The following is a 16,111-nucleotide window of genomic DNA, read 5'->3' on the forward strand; positions in this document are numbered from 1 at the left end:
GAATTCTACAGCGTTACTCGCTGCTGTCAACACCTCTTTTTCACCGCTTTCGACCGAGAAGATCGAACCGCCGATAGAGCCAAACATCACCACCCTATCTGCTCCTTCCAAGCTTCGATGAACTGAAGCCCTATACCTTCGAAACCTACTTAACTCATTGAATCTCAAGGAGTTTTCCGTTTCGACTGCGCCGGAAGTGGGGCGAATTATAGACCTCCAGAATCTGCCGTCAACCCTTAATTTGATTTTTCTATCTAACGCGTCGAGACGGCACTTAAATATGGCCGCTATATAGACGGAATCGCTGCAGATGCGCAATATACTGCTCAACTGAGCTTCTCCGCCCTTACTCTGGACGACACTTCGCAATGACACCCCCTTCACATCGCAACCTGGCCTCCACCCTGTACCCGGTTGCCTTGCTATTAATAGCCATGGCTTCCATTCAAGCGGGGGCTTCCCTCGCCAAAAGCATGTTCCCGGTAGTGGGCGCACAAGGGACTACGACGCTGCGACTCATCTTTGCCAGCCTCATCATGCTGTTGATGCTACGCCCCTGGCGCGCCAAGCTCACCGCCCAGTCCCTGCGCACGGTGATCGTCTATGGGATGGCACTGGGCGGCATGAATTTCCTCTTCTATATGTCAGTTCGTACCGTTCCGCTGGGCATCGCCGTTGCATTGGAATTCACCGGGCCTCTGGCAGTCGCCATTTACGCCTCGCGCCGGGCCATCGACTTTCTCTGGATTGCCCTGGCAGTGGTGGGTCTGTTGCTGCTCATACCGACCGGCGCGACCAGCGCCAGTATCGACCTGGTGGGTGCCGGCTACGCACTCGGTGCCGGCTTCTGCTGGGCGTTGTACATCCTGTTTGGCCAGAAAGCCGGAGCGGACAATGGTGTGCAGACCGCTGCACTGGGGGTCATGATCGCGGCCCTGTTCGTCGCGCCCATCGGCATTGTCCACGCGGGCGCCGCACTGCTCACACCGAGCCTGATTCCAATCGCCATCGGCGTCGCCATCCTGTCCACAGCCCTACCCTATACATTGGAAATGATTTCCCTGACTCGAATGCCTGCCCGCACCTTCGGCACCCTGATGAGCATCGAACCGGCAATCGCAGCCTTGTCGGGACTCGTCTTTCTTCATGAGTACTTGTCCCTGGCCCAGTGGATGGCCATCACCTGCATCATCCTCGCGTCGGTGGGTGCAACGCTGACCATGGCCAACACGGCAAAGCCTGCCGTCGCGGCAGATTGAAGCAGGATTTAACGAAGCTCTGGTATTTGCCGCGCATTTAGGCCATGTTTAGGTCCGTAACCTAATGTCAGACATGGATTTTTTCATACAGGACGTCATGAACGCTTCACGCAAGAGCGAACACGATCGTACGCGGACACAAGATCCGCGGCGATTATAAGGACGGGAATGAAACGAATTTTGATACTGATCGCCGTACTTGCAGTAGCGGGCTGTGCGGCGACATCGAAAACTGAAGTCAAGCGCGGCAAAAAAGGCCTGCACATCAACTGCTCCGGCCTGTCCTCATCCTGGGACCAGTGCGCCGCCAGCGCCGCCAACTCATGCGCTCCCAAGGGTTACAAGGTCATTGCCAAGTCCGGCGACGCCGTCGAAGAACCCGGGGATTATCCCTTCGGCCTCAATCCCGCCGGCTATACCAGCCGCAGCATGATTGTCATCTGCAAATAAGCGACCTTAGTCGAGCCCTTGTTCGGCCATTCGACGACTGATTTCCTCATGGCTGGACCTGAGGACGTCACGCTGGACCTGCGGCGAGACCAGCATCCGCGCAACCACCAACGCCCCCACGCATTGAGACAGAATGGCCCAGGCCAGGCTGTCGCTTCCCAATATCCGTGCCCAACTTTCGTGCAAGCGACAGATCCACGTTTGCGCCGCCTCCCTCACTTGGACATCCGATCGTGCGATCTCAGCGCCCAGTACCGGCAACGCACACCCTGCCTCGGGCTGCTCGATATGGCTCATGCTCAAATACTGCTTGAGGCAGCGCTCCAGTTTCATCGAGTCCATGGCACCGTCGCCGCTCAAGCGGTCGAGGCTTTGGGCCAGTTCCCGCTCAACAATGGCCTTGAACAGCTCATCCTTGGATGAAAAGTGGCTGTAGAACGCGCCGCCGCTCAACCCGATCGCTTTCATCAGGCCATCGACACCGACCGTGGAGAAACCTGATTTCTTGGCGGATACGGCACTGCTGGCCAGCAGTTTCTCGCGGGTTTCCATTTTGTGATTGGCTGAATATCGCATGGTCCTGCCCCTGATCGCTCACCTTGACGCTTGCGGGATCTTAGCATAACGTCCGTTTAGTTAACGATCGTTTACCAATGAGGCTAACCATGAATAACAAGAAGGTCGTACTGGTTGTTGGCGCAGGCGATGCCACTGGCGGAGCGATTGCCAAACGCTTCGCCCAGGAAGGTTACGTGGCCTGTGTGACCCGTCGCAGCGCCGATAAACTCGAGCCGCTGGTCAACGGCATCCGCGCCGAAGGCGGCGAAGCCCACGGGTTTGCCTGTGACGCACGCAAAGAAGACGACGTGATCGCACTCATCGAGCAAATAGAGAACCAGATCGGCCCGATCGAAGCCTTCGTGTTCAACATCGGCGCCAACGTCCCCTGCAGCATCCTGGAAGAAACCGCGCGCAAGTATTTCAAGATCTGGGAAATGGCCTGCTTCTCAGGCTTTCTCAACGCACGGGAAGTGGCCAAGCGCATGGTCAAGCGCCAGCGCGGGACAATCCTGTTTACAGGGGCAACAGCGGGATTACGTGGTGCTTCGGGGTTCGCCGCATTCGCGGGGGCCAAGCATGGCATTCGGGCGCTGGCCCAAAGCATGGCCCGTGAACTTGGACCGCTGAATATCCATGTGGCTCATGTGGTGGTGGACGGCGCAATCGACACCGACTTCATCCGCGATCATTTCCCGGAAAAGTATGCCACCAAGGATCAGGACGGCATCCTGAACCCCGAACACATTGCCGACAATTATTGGTACCTGCACAGCCAACCCCGCGACGCCTGGACCTTCGAGCTGGACCTGCGCCCCTGGAGCGAACGCTGGTAACCCCTCCCCTCATAACAACAAGAGCACAGTTACCATGAGCAAATCCGTGGAGTTTTACTTCGATCTGGGCAGTCCGACCACGTACCTGGCCTACACCCAGCTGCCAACGCTGTGTGCACAGACAAACAGCCAGTTGATCTACCGTCCGATGTTATTGGGGGGCGTCTTCAAGGCGACCGGCAACGCATCGCCGGCAACAGTGCCGGCCAAGAACCCTTACCTGTTCAAGGATCTGAATCGCTTCGCCAAACGCTACGGCGTCGCGTTCCAGTTCAATCCACACTTTCCCGTCAACACACTGTTGCTGATGCGCGCAGTGACCGGCATGCAACTGCGCCACCCCGAACGCTTCGAGGCATTCGTCGATTGCCTGTTCCGCGCCTTTTGGGTGGACGCCCGCAACCTCAATGACCCGGCGACTGTCGCATCGGTCCTGAACGAAGGCGGTTTCGACGCCGACTACGTGCTGGCCCTGACGAGCGACGAGCAGGTTAAACAAGCACTCAAGAGCGCCACCGAAGCAGCCATCGGCCGGGGCATATTTGGCGCCCCGAGCATGTTTGTCGGCGACGAGCTGTTTTTCGGCCAGGATCGGCTGGACTTCGTCCGTGAAGCCCTCGCCTGATCCTATAGATCAGATCGCCATCGTCCGGGTGTTGAGCCATTGCAGTGCGTCACCGTCCAGCAATGGGCTCAATCGACGCTGAACCTCGGCATGGTAGGCGTTGAACCAGTCTTTTTCATCCTGGGTCAGCAGCGAAGGTTCCAGGCAGCGGGTGTCGATCGGGCACAGGGTGAGGGTTTCGAACTCAAGGAACTCACCGAACTCGCTGCTTCCGGCTTCGCGGTTCAGCACCAGGTTCTCGATGCGCACACCCCAGCGGCCGGGACGATAAGTGCCCGGTTCGATCGAGGTGATCATCCCGGCCTGCATTGCCGTTTGCGGCGCGGCAGCGGCTTGATAGGCAATCACCTGCGGGCCTTCGTGGACATTGAGGAAATAGCCTACGCCATGGCCGGTGCCGTGGCCGTAATCGACCTGCTCCGCCCAGATCGGCGCCCGAGCAATGGCATCGAGCAAGGGCGAAAGAATACCCCGCGGAAATTTGGCCCGGGACAGGGCAATCACCCCCTTGAGCACGCGCGTGCAATCACGTTTCTGCTCAGCGGTGGGTGTTCCGACCGGCACCATACGGGTGATGTCCGTGGTGCCTCCCAAATACTGGCCGCCGGAATCGATCAGCAACAGGCCATCACCTTCGATGACCGCATGGGCTTCTTCCGTCGCGTGGTAATGAGGCATCGCGCCGTTGGCGTTAAAGGCAGCGATGGTGTTGAAACTCAGGGAGACGAAGTCTGGCCGGCGCATGCGGGCGGCGGTCAGGTGCTCGTCGATGGTCAGCTCGGTGATGCGCTCGCGGCCCCAGGCTCCTTCCAGCCAGGCGAAAAACTCACAGAGCGCCGCGCCGTCCTGCTCCATGGCGCGACGGATGTGCTCGGCGTCGGCCAGGCTTTTGCGCGATTTAGCCAACGTCGTTGGATTCAGGCCTTCGACCAGCTTCACGCCGCTGCCCAGGTTATCCAGCAAGCCGACCGTCACCCGCGCCGGATCGATCTGCAGGCTCGCGCCGTCCGGCACTTCACGCAACGCGGCGGCGGCTTCGCTGTAATCACGCAGGGTCACGCCGTCCTGCGCCAGAACGGCCCGCAACGGTGCGTCAACCTTGTCCAGGGCCACGAACAGCGTTGCCTGCTGCTGGCTAATCAAGGCAAAGGAGACGAACACCGGGTTGAACGACACATCCGCACCGCGCAGGTTGAACAACCAGGCGATGTCGTCCAGCGTGGCGATGAAATGCCAGTCGGCACCACGCTCCTGGAGGGATTCGCGCAACTTGGCGAGCTTTTCGACGCGGCTGGCGGTCGCCTGGGGTGGCAAATGGGCATAGACCGGTTGATCCGGCAAACTCGGGCGATCGTCCCAGACCTCCTTGAGCAGGTCGATGTCGGTGCGCAACCGCGCGCCGCGTTCGGCGAGCTTGCCGCCCAAGGTGCGGGCCGAGGCCACGGCCATGACTGCACCATCGACCGCGACCACCGCGCCCTCGGGCGTTTGTTCGGCCAGCCAGTCCAGCGGACCGGGCTGGCCCGGAATGAGCTTGACCAACTCGATACCGCTGCCCTCCAGCTCCTTGGTCGCCTGCTCCCAATAACGGCTGTCGGCCCAGACACCGGCGAAACTGCCGGTTACGATCAAGGTACCCACCGAGCCATGGAACCCCGACAACCATTGTCGTCCCTGCCAATAACCCGGCAGGTATTCAGACAGATGCGGGTCGGCCGATGGCACCAGCAATGCGTGAACGCCCTCTCGGCTCATCAGTTGACGGATTCGGGCCAGGCGCTGGGGAACCAGTCCATGGGGCAAAGGCTCGGTGCTCATTGTTTCTCCTGCTCATTGAAATTGTTGTTCGATGCCGAAGACGGCTTATTGAGTGGTGGCCCAGAATGCCGGCGCAGTCGCGCACGCGGCCTTGATCAACCGCACCGCCTCATCGATATCCTGCTCGGTGGTAAAGCGCCCCAAGCTCAAGCGAATGGTCCGCCCGGCCGCCCGGGCATCGTGACCCAGGGCTAGCAGCACGTGGGACGGCGTGTTCTGCGCCGAATTGCAGGCCGAGGTCGCGGAAAACGCAATCGATGCGCCCAATGTCGCCGGATTGAACTCACCTTCGTTGAACGTCAGGCTCAGGGTGTGGGGAATCCGGCAGCTTGCACTGCCGTTTATACACACTCCGGGCAAGGCCAGCAGCGGCTCGAGCAAACGATTGCGCAATCGGGCGACTTTAGCGAGTTCTTCGTCGAATGCCGTGGCTGCCAATTCGAATGCGGCGCCCATGGCGGCAATCTGGTGGGTCGCCAGGGTCCCGGAACGCAAACCGCCCTCATGACCACCGCCATGAATCTGCGCCGACAGCCGTGGCCGGGCACGGTCGCCGACGTAGAGCGCACCGATGCCCTTGGGGCCGTAGATTTTATGCGCGGAAAAAGACATCAGGTCCACCGGCCAGCGGGACAGGTCGATCTGTACCTTGCCGGCGCCTTGGGCGGCGTCCACATGAAACAACGCACCGTGCTCGCGAACGATCTCGCCGATGGCGATGACGTCGTTGACGGTGCCCAGTTCGTTGTTCACCAGCATCAGCGACACCAGGAACGTGTCTTCACGCAACGCCTCGCGAACCGCCTGTGGGCTGACCAGGCCCTCGGCGTCCGGCGCCAGCCAGGTGACCGCGACGCCGCTCTCTTCGAGTTGGCGTGCCGTATCGAGAATCGCCTTGTGCTCGATCAAGCTGGTGATGATGTGGCCGGCGCAAGCACCCCGTGCCTGGGCCACACCCTTGAGGGCCAGGTTGTTGGATTCGGTGGCGCCGGACGTCCAGACGATCTGTTCGGGCTGGGCCCCCACCAACTGCGCCACCTGCTGGCGGGCACGCTCCACCGAGCGCCGGGCCTCCTGGCCGAAGGCGTGGGAACTGGAAGCTGGGTTACCGAAGTTGCCGTCAAAACCCAGGCACTCGACCATGACTCGGATGACCCGCTCATCCACCGGCGTGGTGGCGGCGTAGTCGAAATACAAAGGACGTTTATTCATAGGAAACTCGCAGAGCCTGCTCCGGGACCAGGCGCCCTCGTTGGGTTCGAGACTAGCAATACCTGATCAAAGACCTTAAAGAAGTCGGACTTCATTTAAAAGTGCGTAGGAACGCTCCTGAACAGCGAGCTTAGCAGGCATCGCGTCGAAGCTCAGCCCTCAACTGATGCTTTCGAGCAACAACGGATACATCGAAGCGACCAGCAACAGCGCCATGCCCCAGTTGAACACGCGCAGCCAGCGACGGTCCCGCAACAGGTTGCGCAACAGGCTGCCGCACACCACCCACAGGCTCACGCTTGGCAGGTTGATCAAGGCAAACACCGCCGCAATCACCAGCACATTGAAGAAGTAGCCTTGGAGTGGCGTGTAGGTGCTGATGGCACCGATGGCCATGATCCAGGCCTTGGGATTGACCCATTGGAACGCCGCGGCGCCCCAATAGCTGATCGGCGTATTGTTCCCCGGCTGGCTGTCCGAAACCGGACCGGAGTGGGCAATTTTCCACGCCAGGTACAACAGGTATGCGGCACCGATGTAGCGCAGCGCGGTATAGAGCAGTGGATAAGTCTGGAACACCGCACCCAGGCCAAGGCCTACCGCCAGCACCAGGGAAAAGAAGCCGCAGGTAATGCCCAGCATGTGCGGAATGGTGCGGTTGAAACCGAAATTGACACCCGAGGCCAACAACATGGTGTTGTTAGGGCCGGGCGTGATCGAAGTCACCAGGGCAAACAGGGCGAAGCCCAGCAGCAGGTCAAGCGAAAGGGTCATGTCAGGTCAGTCCATCAGGGGCGGTCAGTCAAGTCACGACCCTACCCCACGTCCTGGCCCAAACCCACGGACAGTTAGGCAAAACTTTGAGCGGTACAGTCCCTTAGCTTGACCGGCCTGGCTGTTGCACGACCTGCTCGGCGCTCATCTGGCCTTGATCGTCGAACCCCACGTTTTTCTGTGACGAGCCGAGCAGCTCGGCTTTCTTTGCGTGGTACTCCTCGAACGAAAGGCCTCGGCGATTCAAGGCTTCAAGGGCCAGCTCGCGAGTCTCGTCGGCGGTGTAGGGGCGCAGCTCCGGGGAGGAGCTGGCGCAGCCGCCCAAGAGGGTGGCGGTCAACAGCAGCAAAACAGCTAAGGTACGGTTCATGGCAGGTGTCCGGTGTTCTGGAGTTGGGCGATGAACAAAGGCTACCCGCCGGCCTTGCGCTGCAGAAATCAACCCTCTCGATAGTGGGTATTGCCTACTTGGATCAGCCGTTGCGCTTAATCGACCAACTGGCAATGCAGCGCGTTGTCCAGGCTGCGCTCAATGTTGCGTAGCACCTGGAACGAGCCGAATGTGACGGCTTTGGCTCGATGAACCTGGATCAGCCGCCAGAAACCCGAGTCGCCACTTTCGAAGCTTCGAAGCGCCGCCTCGCCGGCCTCGCGGGTTTGCCACTGCAAATAGTTGAGCACGCGCCGACCATCCTCGCTGGCCTGGATACTCGCACTCAGGAAACCCTGGTGGTCCCGGGCCAGGCGCTCGGTCTGTTCCGACAAGGCCGTGACCAGCGCCTGCTGCCATTGAGGTTCGATGTCGAATTCCATCAGCTGGGTGAAACTGCGATTGTTCCTTGGCGATTGCATGAAAGGTCCCCTATGCAGGTCAGGCGGATCTTGCGATCCGAAGGCGTGCAGGGTAAAACCTCTAGTTAAGTCAAGGTCAAGCAGTGAATTGAGGCGATGGCGCAAATCGATGTCCACAAGGAACTCACCGTTGGCCAAGTGGCCGCCCGCAGCGGCGTGGCGGTGACTGCCCTGCACTTCTACGAATCCAAGGGACTGATCAAAAGCACGCGTAATCAGGGCAACCAACGTCGTTATCCACGGGCGGTATTGCGCCGCGTGGCACTGATCAAGGTCGCCCAGCGCCTGGGCATTCCCTTGGCGGAGATCGGCGAGGCGTTGAAAAAGCTGCCGGACAACCGTGCCCCAACGGCCGCCGACTGGCAGACCTTGTCGGCGCAGTGGAGCCAGGACCTGGACGAGCGCATCAGCCAATTGATGGCGCTGCGTGATCGACTCAACGGCTGCATTGGCTGCGGATGCCTGTCGATGGAAGCGTGTCCGCTGCGCAATCAGGGCGATGTGCTGGGCCAGCACGGGCCGGGAGCCCATCTGCTGGAATAGCCCTGAAGCGTTCGTCGGGCTCCACGCCCACCCAGGCTCGCAGGCCTATAGTGGAGGGGCGCAAATCGACGAAGACTCTCTTCGCCTCCCATAACAAAAGGAGAAACGTCATGGGCGTCAACGCTATTCCCGAAGGTTTCCATAACATCACGCCCTACCTGGGCATTCAAAAAGCCGCCGAAGCCATCGACTTCTATAAAAAAGCCTTCAATGCCACCGAGGTCATGCGCCTGGCCATGCCCGATGGCGGCATCGGGCATGCCGAACTGCGGATCAACGGGTATCCGATCATGCTCGGCACGCCTTGCGATCAAGGCCCGCTGAGTAACCCGGACACATCGCCATCGGTCGGCCTGCATCTCTATGTCGAAGATGTGGACAGCGCATTCGCCCAGGCCATTGCCGCGGGCGGCACGGTGATTTCCGAGGTCAAGGACCAGTTCTATGGGGATCGCACCGGCACTTTGAAGGATCCCTATGGGCATCTATGGTTCCTGGCGACACACAAAGAGGATCTGAGCCAGGAACAGATCGAGCAACGGGCCAGGGAGATGTTTCAACAAGGCTGACCGTCCGTGGCCAGGGGGCTCAGTTCCTGGCCACAGAGGCACTAAAACTAAACACGAAACATTTTCTTTCATCTTTCCCTTCAGGATTGGGATCGCTCGTTCGTCTTAATTAGATGCAGCAGGCCGCGTCGGCAAAAGCCACGGCCTGCTTTTTGGGTTCACTGGTGTTACGAAGCCCGTAATACGGAACCTTTCATCGAATCAAGACGCTCAATCATGTCGAAGAAATCCCGCTCCAAACTCTGGTTCCTGGTCCATAGCTGGCTGGCATTGCCCATCTGGTTCTTCGTGCTCATTGTCTGCGTCACCGGCACCCTGGCGGTGGTCAGCCAGGAGATCGTCTGGCTCGTCAACCCTGAGATGCGCGCCAGCAAGCCTTCGGACGATGCCGCGCTGCTCAGCTACGACCAGATCATCAGCGCGATCAAGCAGGCCCAGCCGCAAACCCAGGTGCAAAGAATCATTCGCCCGGACGAGTCGCATTTTGCCCTGGAAGTCGGCGTGACCTACCCTGACGGACGTCCCGACACGGTCTACGTCAACCCGTACAGCGGAGCCATCCAGGGCTCGGCGCCGACGTTCAACTTCCAGGCCTTCACCCGCGCCCTGCATGGCTGGTGGCTGGTGCCGTTCACCAACGGCTACAGCTGGGGCTGGTACCTGGTGTCGTTCCTGGGCCTGCCGTTGCTCGCGTCCCTGGTGACCGGGCTGGTGGTCTACAAGCGTTTCTGGAAAGGCTTCTTGCGTCCGACCCTGCGAATTCGCCATGGCGCGCGGATTTTCTGGGGTGATTTCCACCGGCTCAGCGGGATCTGGTCGATCTGGTTCATCGCGGTCATCTCCGTCACCGGCACCTGGTTCCTGATCCAGGCCTTGCTGGGCGACAACCAGATCTCCATTTCCAGCGAACCGGTCATCCCGGTGGTGGCCCGTGAAAACGTGCCGTTATCCGTCGATGGCCTGCCACCCCCGCTGTTGAACCTGGACCGAGCCATCGAGATCGCCCAGCAACGCATCCCGGGACTGGAAGCAAGTTTCATCAGCCTGCCCGCCAATGCCTACAGCCATCTGGAAATCGGCGGCCGCGGCTGGTATCCGCTGATGTTCCAGACTGCCACCATCAACCCCTACAACGGTGACGTGGCCGCCTCGCGGCTGCTGTCCGATCGCACGCCCCTGGAGTTCGTCACCGAATCCATGCGGCCCTTGCACACCGGGGATTTTGGCGGCCTCTGGATCAAGCTCATCTGGTTTTTCTTCGGTTTGATCATGAGCATGATGGTCCTCAGCGGGCTGCTGATCTGGACCAAACGCACGGCCCTGGCCACCGCCAATGCCTTCAAGCGTAGCCAGAAACCTACCCGTGGCGCCCGCCTCACGCAGGCATTGCAGCCGTCCGTCCACCGCGAATCGTCGGAGGGCAGCCTGTGAACCCATCCAATGCCGCTTCATCACCGTCGCGCCTGAGCCTGTTCTGGCATAAATGGCGCTTCCACCTCAACGTGCTGTTGCTGCTGATCCCCCTGGGGTTCATGCCCAAATACCTCTCCGAAGCCGCGCTGTTCCGCGGTGATGCCGGGCTGGGCGAGCGGGAAGTCGGCGAAGTCCAGGTCGGCCCCTGGAGCCTGCGCCTGGCGGAATTTCGTAACGAAGCCCCACGCGTCCAAGGGCCTGCCGGGCCCATGAAACACTTCAACGCGGCCCTGTGCCAAAGCTGTATCGGCCAGGTCAAGGCCACCTACCTGCGCATCGGCAAACCTCGCAGCCTTAGGGCCGCCGGGGTGATTTTCTTCGGCTCGCCCTACCGTATGGGTGCCTTGTTGCCAGTCCCGGCAAAGACCCAGCCCGACGCCGAACTGTGGATAACCCTGGAGGGTTGGGACGGTTCGATGCATCAGGCTTCCATCCCCCTGAGCCAGGCCTCCCCGGCCACTGCTGCCTGGCTGAAGAATCAAGGAGCCAAACCATGACCCTTCGCGCCTTATCCAAGGGCCTGGCGCTGCTGTTATGCGCGGGCGCAAGCACCAGCGTCCTGGCCCACAACCCGATGTGCGAGTGCAAGGCCATCGACGCCGAGCAGATCCAATGCACCGGTGGTTTTTCCGACGGCAGCGGTGCGCCGGGGGTGACCCTCGACGTGATCGGTTATGACGAAACCATCCTCGTCCCGGGCAAGCTCGGCGCCGACTCGAAGCTGACCTTCAAGAAACCGAACGCTGAATTCTACGTACTCTTCGACGCCGGCCCCGGCCACGTGGTGGAAATCGACCAAGCCGACATCGAGGCCCCATGAGCAACGCCACGACTCAAGTCATCCGTCCCGCCGGCGCGGGTCATGAAACCCTGTATGTGTTGTTGCTGTGCCTGGTCATCGTGCTGGTGGCCGGGTCCGTGGTGGCCTGGCATGGCAAAGCCGAAGAGGCCCCTCACCTGGCCTCGAACCAGCTCGACGCCCGCCGCGATCTCAGCGCCGCCGAGCAAGGTATCTATGCCGACCTGCGGGTGACCCTGGATGAAATCCGCTTGCTGCGCGAAGACCAACACACCCTGCCCGCTCCGCAAACCCTGGCCGAGGAAGGCTTTGCGCCGTTCGCCCAGGACGCCAGTTCCGTCAGCCGCGGCGGCCATGCCTGGCAACAGCTGCAGGACCAGGCCTACTTCGGCGCCAGTGCCAATTCGTCGGTGGCTGGTTCGTTTCTGATGCGCATCGGCGAAGCGTCCGACGCCGCCCCGGACATCTGGCTCAACCGCGGAGCCGCCCTCGCGACGCCCACCATACTGGACGACGCGGCGTTGTCCGCCGCTGGCTGGCGACAGATCGTCGCGCAATACGATGCCGGCGTAACCCGCCAGCACCGGCACTGACCCCACGCCTTCATTCGAGAGAAGACCGTTTGCCCATGCCTATTGCATCCCAACGCCGACCCTTGCTGCGCCTGCTGTTGATCGGCCTGCTGGCCTGCCTGTTCACCTCGCCGGTGAGCGCCGAAACAGCCAAGCGCCTGCGCATCGGTATCACCTTGCACCCGTATTACAGCTACGTGGCCAACATCGTCGGCGACAAGGCCGAGGTCGTGCCGCTGATCCCGGCCGGTTTCAACCCCCACGCCTATGAGCCCCGGGCCGAAGACATCAAGCGTATCGGCGGCCTCGACGTGATCGTGCTAAACGGCGTCGGTCACGACGATTTCGCCGACCGCATGATCGCCGCCAGCGAAACCCCGAACGTGAAGGTCATCGAGGCCAACGAGAACGTGCCCCTGCTGGCCGCCACCGGCACCGCCGCCCGAGGCGCGGGCAACGTGGTGAACCCGCACACCTTCCTGTCCATCAGCGCCTCTATCGCCCAGGTCAATAACATTGCCCGGGAGCTGGGCAAGCTCGACCCGGACAATGCCAAGGCGTACACCCAGAACGCCCGCGCCTACGGCAAGCGCCTGCGGCAGATGCGCGCCGCCGCCCTGGCGAAACTGACCCAGGCCCCCAATGCCGAATTGCGGGTCGCCACGGTGCATGCCGCCTACGACTATCTGCTGCGCGAATTCGGCCTGGAAGTGACCGCCGTGGTCGAGCCGGCCCATGGCATCGAGCCGAGCCCCAGCCAATTGAAGAAAACCATCGATCAATTGCGCGAGCTGGACGTGAAGGTGATCTTCTCGGAGATGGATTTCCCTTCCACCTACGTCGACACCATCCAGCGGGAATCGGGCGTGAAGCTGTACCCGCTCTCGCACATTTCCTACGGCGACTACAGTGCCGAGAAGTACGAAAAGGAAATGGCCGGCAACCTCGACACCGTGGTCCGGGCGATCCAGGAGTCCGGCGCATGACTGTCCAGGAACCCCTCACCCTGCACCGCGCGGGTCCCTTGATTGCGTTCACCGAGGTCAGCCTGAACCTGGGCCGCACCACCATTCTCGATAACGTCGCCTTCCAGGTGGAGCCCGGCAGCATTCATGCCCTGGTCGGCCCTAATGGCGGCGGCAAGAGCTCGCTGATCAAGACCTTGTTGGGGCAGATGCCGCACCAGGGCCGCTTGAGCCTGCAATGGCCGGGCGAACCCGGGGTGATCGGCTACGTGCCCCAGGCGCTGGAATTCGACCGGGGCCTGCCGATGACGGTGGACGATTTCATGGCGGCCATGTGTCAGCGGCGCCCCGCTTTTCTTGGCTTGAGCAAGCACTACGCTGGCGCCATTGGCCAGGCCCTGGAGCGGGTCGGCATGCAAGACAAGCGCAAGCGGCGCATGGGCGCGCTGTCCGGCGGCGAGCGGCAACGGGTATTGCTGGCCCAAGGGCTGATTCCCTCGCCACAACTGCTGGTGCTGGATGAACCGATGTCAGCCCTGGACGAAGCTGGCATCCAGGTGTTCGAACGGTTGCTGCAGGACTGGCGCCAGGCCGGGATTACCGTGCTGTGGATCGAACATGACCTGGAAGCCGTCGGGCGCCTGGCCGACCGCGTCACGGGACTGAATCGCCGGGTGCTGTTCGACGGCCCGCCACGCCAGACCCTGACCCCGGAGCGGCTGCTGACGCTGTTTTCCACCCATCCACGCACGAACGGGAGCGCGGCCTGATGAGTTATGAAGCCTTTCGTTTGATGGTCCAGGGCTGGGCATCGGCCGGTTACTTGCCTGAAGCGCTGGCCTACGGTTTCGTGGTCAATGCATTGCTGGCCGGGCTGTTGATCGGCCCGGTACTGGGCGGCCTCGGCACGCTGGTGGTGGTCAAGCGCTTCGCGTTTTTCTCCGAGGCGGTGGGCCATGCGGCGCTGACTGGCGTGGCCATTGGTATCCTGCTCGGTGAACCCTACACCGGGCCTTACGGTAGCCTGTTCGGCTACTGCCTGTTGTTCGGCATCCTGCTCAATTACCTGCGCAACCGCACCGGCCTGGCGCCCGATACGCTGATCGGTGTGTTCCTGTCGGTGTCCCTGGCCCTGGGGGCCAGCCTGCTGCTGATCCTGGCGGGCAAGATCAACGTGCACATCCTGGAAAACGTACTGTTCGGCTCGGTGCTGACGGTCAATGGCAACGACCTGCTGGTACTGGCCGTGGTCGGCTCGCTGGTGATGGCCCTGGCCTTGCCGCTGTACAACCGCATCATGCTCGCCAGCTTCAACCCGCAACTGGCGGCGGTACGCGGGGTGGCGGTCAAGACCCTGGACTACCTGTTCGTGGTCCTGGTGACGTTGATCACCGTGGCGGCGGTGAAAGTCATCGGCGCCATCCTCGTGGGCGCGTTGCTGGTGATTCCCGCGGCGGCGGCGCGCTTGCTCAGCCAATCATTGAAAGGCTTCTTCTGGTGTTCGGTGCTGATCGCCACCGTCAGTACCTTGTGCGGGATCCTCGCGCCGATTGTGTTCGACCTGCCGATCCCGTCCGGTGCCGCGATCATCCTGGTGGCCGGCATCGCCTTCGCCCTGAGCGCCATCGCCCGTGGTGTCGTCCCCAGCCTCAAAGGGAATCTTGGATAAATGGTTTTTTCATTGCGACAACTGACCCTGGCCGTCGCGTTGTGCGGCGTGGCCGTCACCTCGTCATTCGCCGACGAAAAGGTCCGTCTGCTGGCATCGCTGCCGGTCACCTATGGGTTGAGCGAGGCCTTGCTCAAGGGCACCGAGGTCAGCCTGGAGCGGGCCGCGCCCGACAATCTGCCCGGCACCCGCCAGAGCGCCTACTTCAGCGGCCGGGGCGCACCGGCCTTGAGCAAACTGGCCAGCAATGCCGACGGGGTGATCGGCCTGCGCTCGCTGTGGCCGGACGATCCGCTGTACCCCATGGCCCGACGCAGCAATATCCGCATCGTCGAAGTCGATGCCGCGCGCCCGGTGGACGGCGCCCTGCCCGGTATCGCCGTGCAACCGGGCATGGCTGACGGCCTGGCAAGCCAACCATGGATGGCCAGCCATAACCTGGGGCGCATGGCCGACGTGATCGCCGCCGACCTGGTGCGCCTGGCCCCGGCGGACAAATCGAAAATCGACGCCAACCTGGCGGCCCTCAAGCAGCGCCTGCTCAAACTCAGCGCCGACAGCGAAAAACGCCTCGCCAGCGCCGATAACTTGAGCGTGGTCAGCCTGAGCGAGCATTTCGGCTACCTGATCAGCGGACTCAACCTGGACGCCATCAGCACCGACACCCGGCCCGACGCCGAGTGGACAGCCGAAGCCCTCAAGCAGTTGAGTGCGACATTGAAAGACAACGACGTGGCGCTGGTGCTGCATCACCGCCAGCCCTCGGATGCGCTGAAGGCCGCCATTACCGAAGGAGGTAGCCAACTGCTGGTGTTGAGCACCGACGGGCCCGATCCGGTGGCCGAGCTGGAAAGCAATGTTGGGCTGGTGGTCACCGCACTGACGGCGAACTGACGGAAGAAATACGATCAACCTGTGGGAGCGGGCCTGCTCGCGATGGGGTCGGCGCATTCAACATTGATGTGGACTGACACACCGCTTTCGCGAGCAAGCCCGCTCCCACAGGTTTGTCGTGGATGTTCGAAGATTCTGTGTTCACCACCAATCCACTGTGGGAGCGGGCTTGCTCGCGAAAGGGACGGCACATTCAACATTGGCGTCGACTGATACACCGCCATCGCGAGCAGGCTCGCTCCC

Annotated in this window: 20 protein-coding genes; 14 read left to right on the forward strand and 6 right to left on the reverse strand. The window is 61.5% G+C overall.

Going from position 1 to position 16,111, the window contains the following annotated elements; translation table 11 throughout:
- Positions 1-368: 368 nt before the first annotated feature.
- Together rhtA and HU767_RS27325 are read left to right on the forward strand one after the other, a co-directional pair.
- A complete protein-coding gene (rhtA, locus tag HU767_RS27320; protein WP_186709621.1) occupies positions 369-1,259 on the forward strand; it encodes a threonine/homoserine exporter RhtA in 891 nt (296 codons plus the stop codon).
- A 168-nt stretch (positions 1,260-1,427) separates the two neighbouring features.
- Positions 1,428-1,709 carry a hypothetical protein gene (locus HU767_RS27325; protein ID WP_014337379.1) on the forward strand — a complete coding sequence of 94 codons (282 nt, stop codon included), beginning with the start codon at positions 1,428-1,430 and terminating at the stop codon, positions 1,707-1,709.
- 6 nt (positions 1,710-1,715) lie between these two features.
- Here HU767_RS27325 and HU767_RS27330 read toward each other — a convergent pair whose 3' ends face one another.
- Positions 1,716-2,285: a TetR/AcrR family transcriptional regulator gene (locus HU767_RS27330; protein WP_186730975.1), complete on the reverse strand. Its 570-nt coding sequence runs from the start codon at positions 2,283-2,285 to the stop codon at positions 1,716-1,718.
- An 89-nt stretch (positions 2,286-2,374) separates the two neighbouring features.
- Between HU767_RS27330 and HU767_RS27335 the strand changes: the two genes are divergently transcribed.
- Positions 2,375-3,103: an SDR family oxidoreductase gene (locus HU767_RS27335; protein WP_186709625.1), complete on the forward strand. Its 729-nt coding sequence runs from the start codon at positions 2,375-2,377 to the stop codon at positions 3,101-3,103.
- Between the two features lie 34 nt (positions 3,104-3,137).
- A complete protein-coding gene (locus HU767_RS27340; RefSeq protein ID WP_186730976.1) occupies positions 3,138-3,728 on the forward strand; it encodes a 2-hydroxychromene-2-carboxylate isomerase in 591 nt (196 codons plus the stop codon).
- A 9-nt stretch (positions 3,729-3,737) separates the two neighbouring features.
- Here HU767_RS27340 and HU767_RS27345 read toward each other — a convergent pair whose 3' ends face one another.
- The 5 genes from HU767_RS27345 to HU767_RS27365 all read right to left on the reverse strand — a co-directional run bounded on the left by HU767_RS27345 (position 3,738) and on the right by HU767_RS27365 (position 8,384).
- Positions 3,738-5,546 (reverse strand): aminopeptidase P family protein, encoded by a 1,809-nt coding sequence (locus HU767_RS27345; RefSeq protein WP_186730977.1) that lies wholly within the window; start codon positions 5,544-5,546, stop codon positions 3,738-3,740.
- A 45-nt stretch (positions 5,547-5,591) separates the two neighbouring features.
- On the reverse strand, positions 5,592-6,758 hold the full coding sequence (locus HU767_RS27350) for an aminotransferase class V-fold PLP-dependent enzyme (RefSeq protein WP_186730978.1): 1,167 nt from the start codon (positions 6,756-6,758) through the stop codon (positions 5,592-5,594).
- A gap of 159 nt (positions 6,759-6,917) precedes the next feature.
- Positions 6,918-7,532: a LysE family translocator gene (locus HU767_RS27355; RefSeq protein ID WP_053123629.1), complete on the reverse strand. Its 615-nt coding sequence runs from the start codon at positions 7,530-7,532 to the stop codon at positions 6,918-6,920.
- Positions 7,533-7,635: 103 nt separating this feature from the next.
- Positions 7,636-7,902, reverse strand: coding sequence for a hypothetical protein (locus tag HU767_RS27360; protein ID WP_122568696.1), 267 nt, complete (start codon positions 7,900-7,902; stop codon positions 7,636-7,638).
- Between the two features lie 116 nt (positions 7,903-8,018).
- Entirely contained in the window at positions 8,019-8,384 is a 366-nt protein-coding gene (locus HU767_RS27365) for an antibiotic biosynthesis monooxygenase (RefSeq protein ID WP_186709636.1), read from the reverse strand.
- Between the two features lie 96 nt (positions 8,385-8,480).
- Here HU767_RS27365 and soxR point away from each other — a divergent pair, with 96 nt between their 5' ends.
- The 10 genes from soxR to HU767_RS27415 all read left to right on the forward strand — a co-directional run bounded on the left by soxR (position 8,481) and on the right by HU767_RS27415 (position 15,868).
- Entirely contained in the window at positions 8,481-8,927 is a 447-nt protein-coding gene (gene soxR, locus HU767_RS27370) for a redox-sensitive transcriptional activator SoxR (RefSeq protein WP_186730979.1), read from the forward strand.
- A gap of 110 nt (positions 8,928-9,037) precedes the next feature.
- Positions 9,038-9,496, forward strand: a complete 459-nt coding sequence (locus tag HU767_RS27375; RefSeq protein ID WP_186730980.1) for a VOC family protein — start codon at positions 9,038-9,040, stop codon at positions 9,494-9,496.
- Between the two features lie 216 nt (positions 9,497-9,712).
- Entirely contained in the window at positions 9,713-10,927 is a 1,215-nt protein-coding gene (locus tag HU767_RS27380; protein ID WP_186730981.1) for a PepSY domain-containing protein, read from the forward strand.
- Positions 10,924-11,466, forward strand: coding sequence for a thiamine pyrophosphate-binding protein (locus HU767_RS27385; protein WP_186730982.1), 543 nt, complete (start codon positions 10,924-10,926; stop codon positions 11,464-11,466). Before HU767_RS27380 ends, HU767_RS27385 begins: the two co-directional genes overlap by 4 nt.
- The gene (locus HU767_RS27390; protein WP_186709646.1) at positions 11,463-11,789 is read left to right on the forward strand and encodes a hypothetical protein; all 327 of its coding nucleotides are present in this window, start codon (positions 11,463-11,465) and stop codon (positions 11,787-11,789) included. The genes HU767_RS27385 and HU767_RS27390 overlap by 4 nt, the downstream gene beginning before the upstream one ends.
- The gene (locus HU767_RS27395) at positions 11,786-12,361 is read left to right on the forward strand and encodes a DUF6162 family protein (RefSeq protein ID WP_186709648.1); all 576 of its coding nucleotides are present in this window, start codon (positions 11,786-11,788) and stop codon (positions 12,359-12,361) included. Before HU767_RS27390 ends, HU767_RS27395 begins: the two co-directional genes overlap by 4 nt.
- Before the next feature lie 35 nt (positions 12,362-12,396).
- Positions 12,397-13,326, forward strand: coding sequence for a metal ABC transporter substrate-binding protein (locus HU767_RS27400; RefSeq protein WP_186730983.1), 930 nt, complete (start codon positions 12,397-12,399; stop codon positions 13,324-13,326).
- A complete protein-coding gene (locus tag HU767_RS27405; RefSeq protein ID WP_186730984.1) occupies positions 13,323-14,075 on the forward strand; it encodes a metal ABC transporter ATP-binding protein in 753 nt (250 codons plus the stop codon). The genes HU767_RS27400 and HU767_RS27405 overlap by 4 nt, the downstream gene beginning before the upstream one ends.
- Complete coding sequence (locus tag HU767_RS27410; RefSeq protein ID WP_014339414.1) at positions 14,075-14,974, forward strand: metal ABC transporter permease; 900 nt, start codon at positions 14,075-14,077, stop codon at positions 14,972-14,974. Before HU767_RS27405 ends, HU767_RS27410 begins: the two co-directional genes overlap by 1 nt.
- Positions 14,975-15,868: a zinc ABC transporter substrate-binding protein gene (locus HU767_RS27415; protein WP_186730985.1), complete on the forward strand. Its 894-nt coding sequence runs from the start codon at positions 14,975-14,977 to the stop codon at positions 15,866-15,868.
- Positions 15,869-16,111: the final 243 nt, after the last annotated feature.

The sequence above is a fragment of the Pseudomonas sp. SWRI179 genome (genome assembly GCF_014268705.1).
Taxonomy (GTDB): domain Bacteria; phylum Pseudomonadota; class Gammaproteobacteria; order Pseudomonadales; family Pseudomonadaceae; genus Aquipseudomonas; species Aquipseudomonas zanjanensis.

Bases quoted from the DNA above. Each gene is read 5' to 3' on its own strand.
- HU767_RS27325 (WP_014337379.1), top strand. From the start codon at position 1,428: ATGAAACGAATTTTGATACTGATCGCCGTACTTGCAGTAGCGGGCTGT.
- HU767_RS27330 (WP_186730975.1), bottom strand. From the start codon at position 2,285: ATGCGATATTCAGCCAATCACAAAATGGAAACCCGCGAGAAACTGCTG.
- rhtA (WP_186709621.1), top strand. From the start codon at position 369: ATGACACCCCCTTCACATCGCAACCTGGCCTCCACCCTGTACCCGGTT.
- HU767_RS27360 (WP_122568696.1), bottom strand. From the start codon at position 7,902: ATGAACCGTACCTTAGCTGTTTTGCTGCTGTTGACCGCCACCCTCTTG.
- HU767_RS27405 (WP_186730984.1), top strand. From the start codon at position 13,323: ATGACTGTCCAGGAACCCCTCACCCTGCACCGCGCGGGTCCCTTGATT.
- HU767_RS27350 (WP_186730978.1), bottom strand. From the start codon at position 6,758: ATGAATAAACGTCCTTTGTATTTCGACTACGCCGCCACCACGCCGGTG.
- HU767_RS27335 (WP_186709625.1), top strand. From the start codon at position 2,375: ATGAATAACAAGAAGGTCGTACTGGTTGTTGGCGCAGGCGATGCCACT.
- HU767_RS27390 (WP_186709646.1), top strand. From the start codon at position 11,463: ATGACCCTTCGCGCCTTATCCAAGGGCCTGGCGCTGCTGTTATGCGCG.
- HU767_RS27345 (WP_186730977.1), bottom strand. From the start codon at position 5,546: ATGAGCACCGAGCCTTTGCCCCATGGACTGGTTCCCCAGCGCCTGGCC.
- HU767_RS27355 (WP_053123629.1), bottom strand. From the start codon at position 7,532: ATGACCCTTTCGCTTGACCTGCTGCTGGGCTTCGCCCTGTTTGCCCTG.
- HU767_RS27400 (WP_186730983.1), top strand. From the start codon at position 12,397: ATGCCTATTGCATCCCAACGCCGACCCTTGCTGCGCCTGCTGTTGATC.
- soxR (WP_186730979.1), top strand. From the start codon at position 8,481: ATGGCGCAAATCGATGTCCACAAGGAACTCACCGTTGGCCAAGTGGCC.
- HU767_RS27415 (WP_186730985.1), top strand. From the start codon at position 14,975: ATGGTTTTTTCATTGCGACAACTGACCCTGGCCGTCGCGTTGTGCGGC.
- HU767_RS27375 (WP_186730980.1), top strand. From the start codon at position 9,038: ATGGGCGTCAACGCTATTCCCGAAGGTTTCCATAACATCACGCCCTAC.
- HU767_RS27380 (WP_186730981.1), top strand. From the start codon at position 9,713: ATGTCGAAGAAATCCCGCTCCAAACTCTGGTTCCTGGTCCATAGCTGG.
- HU767_RS27410 (WP_014339414.1), top strand. From the start codon at position 14,075: ATGAGTTATGAAGCCTTTCGTTTGATGGTCCAGGGCTGGGCATCGGCC.
- HU767_RS27395 (WP_186709648.1), top strand. From the start codon at position 11,786: ATGAGCAACGCCACGACTCAAGTCATCCGTCCCGCCGGCGCGGGTCAT.
- HU767_RS27365 (WP_186709636.1), bottom strand. From the start codon at position 8,384: ATGCAATCGCCAAGGAACAATCGCAGTTTCACCCAGCTGATGGAATTC.
- HU767_RS27340 (WP_186730976.1), top strand. From the start codon at position 3,138: ATGAGCAAATCCGTGGAGTTTTACTTCGATCTGGGCAGTCCGACCACG.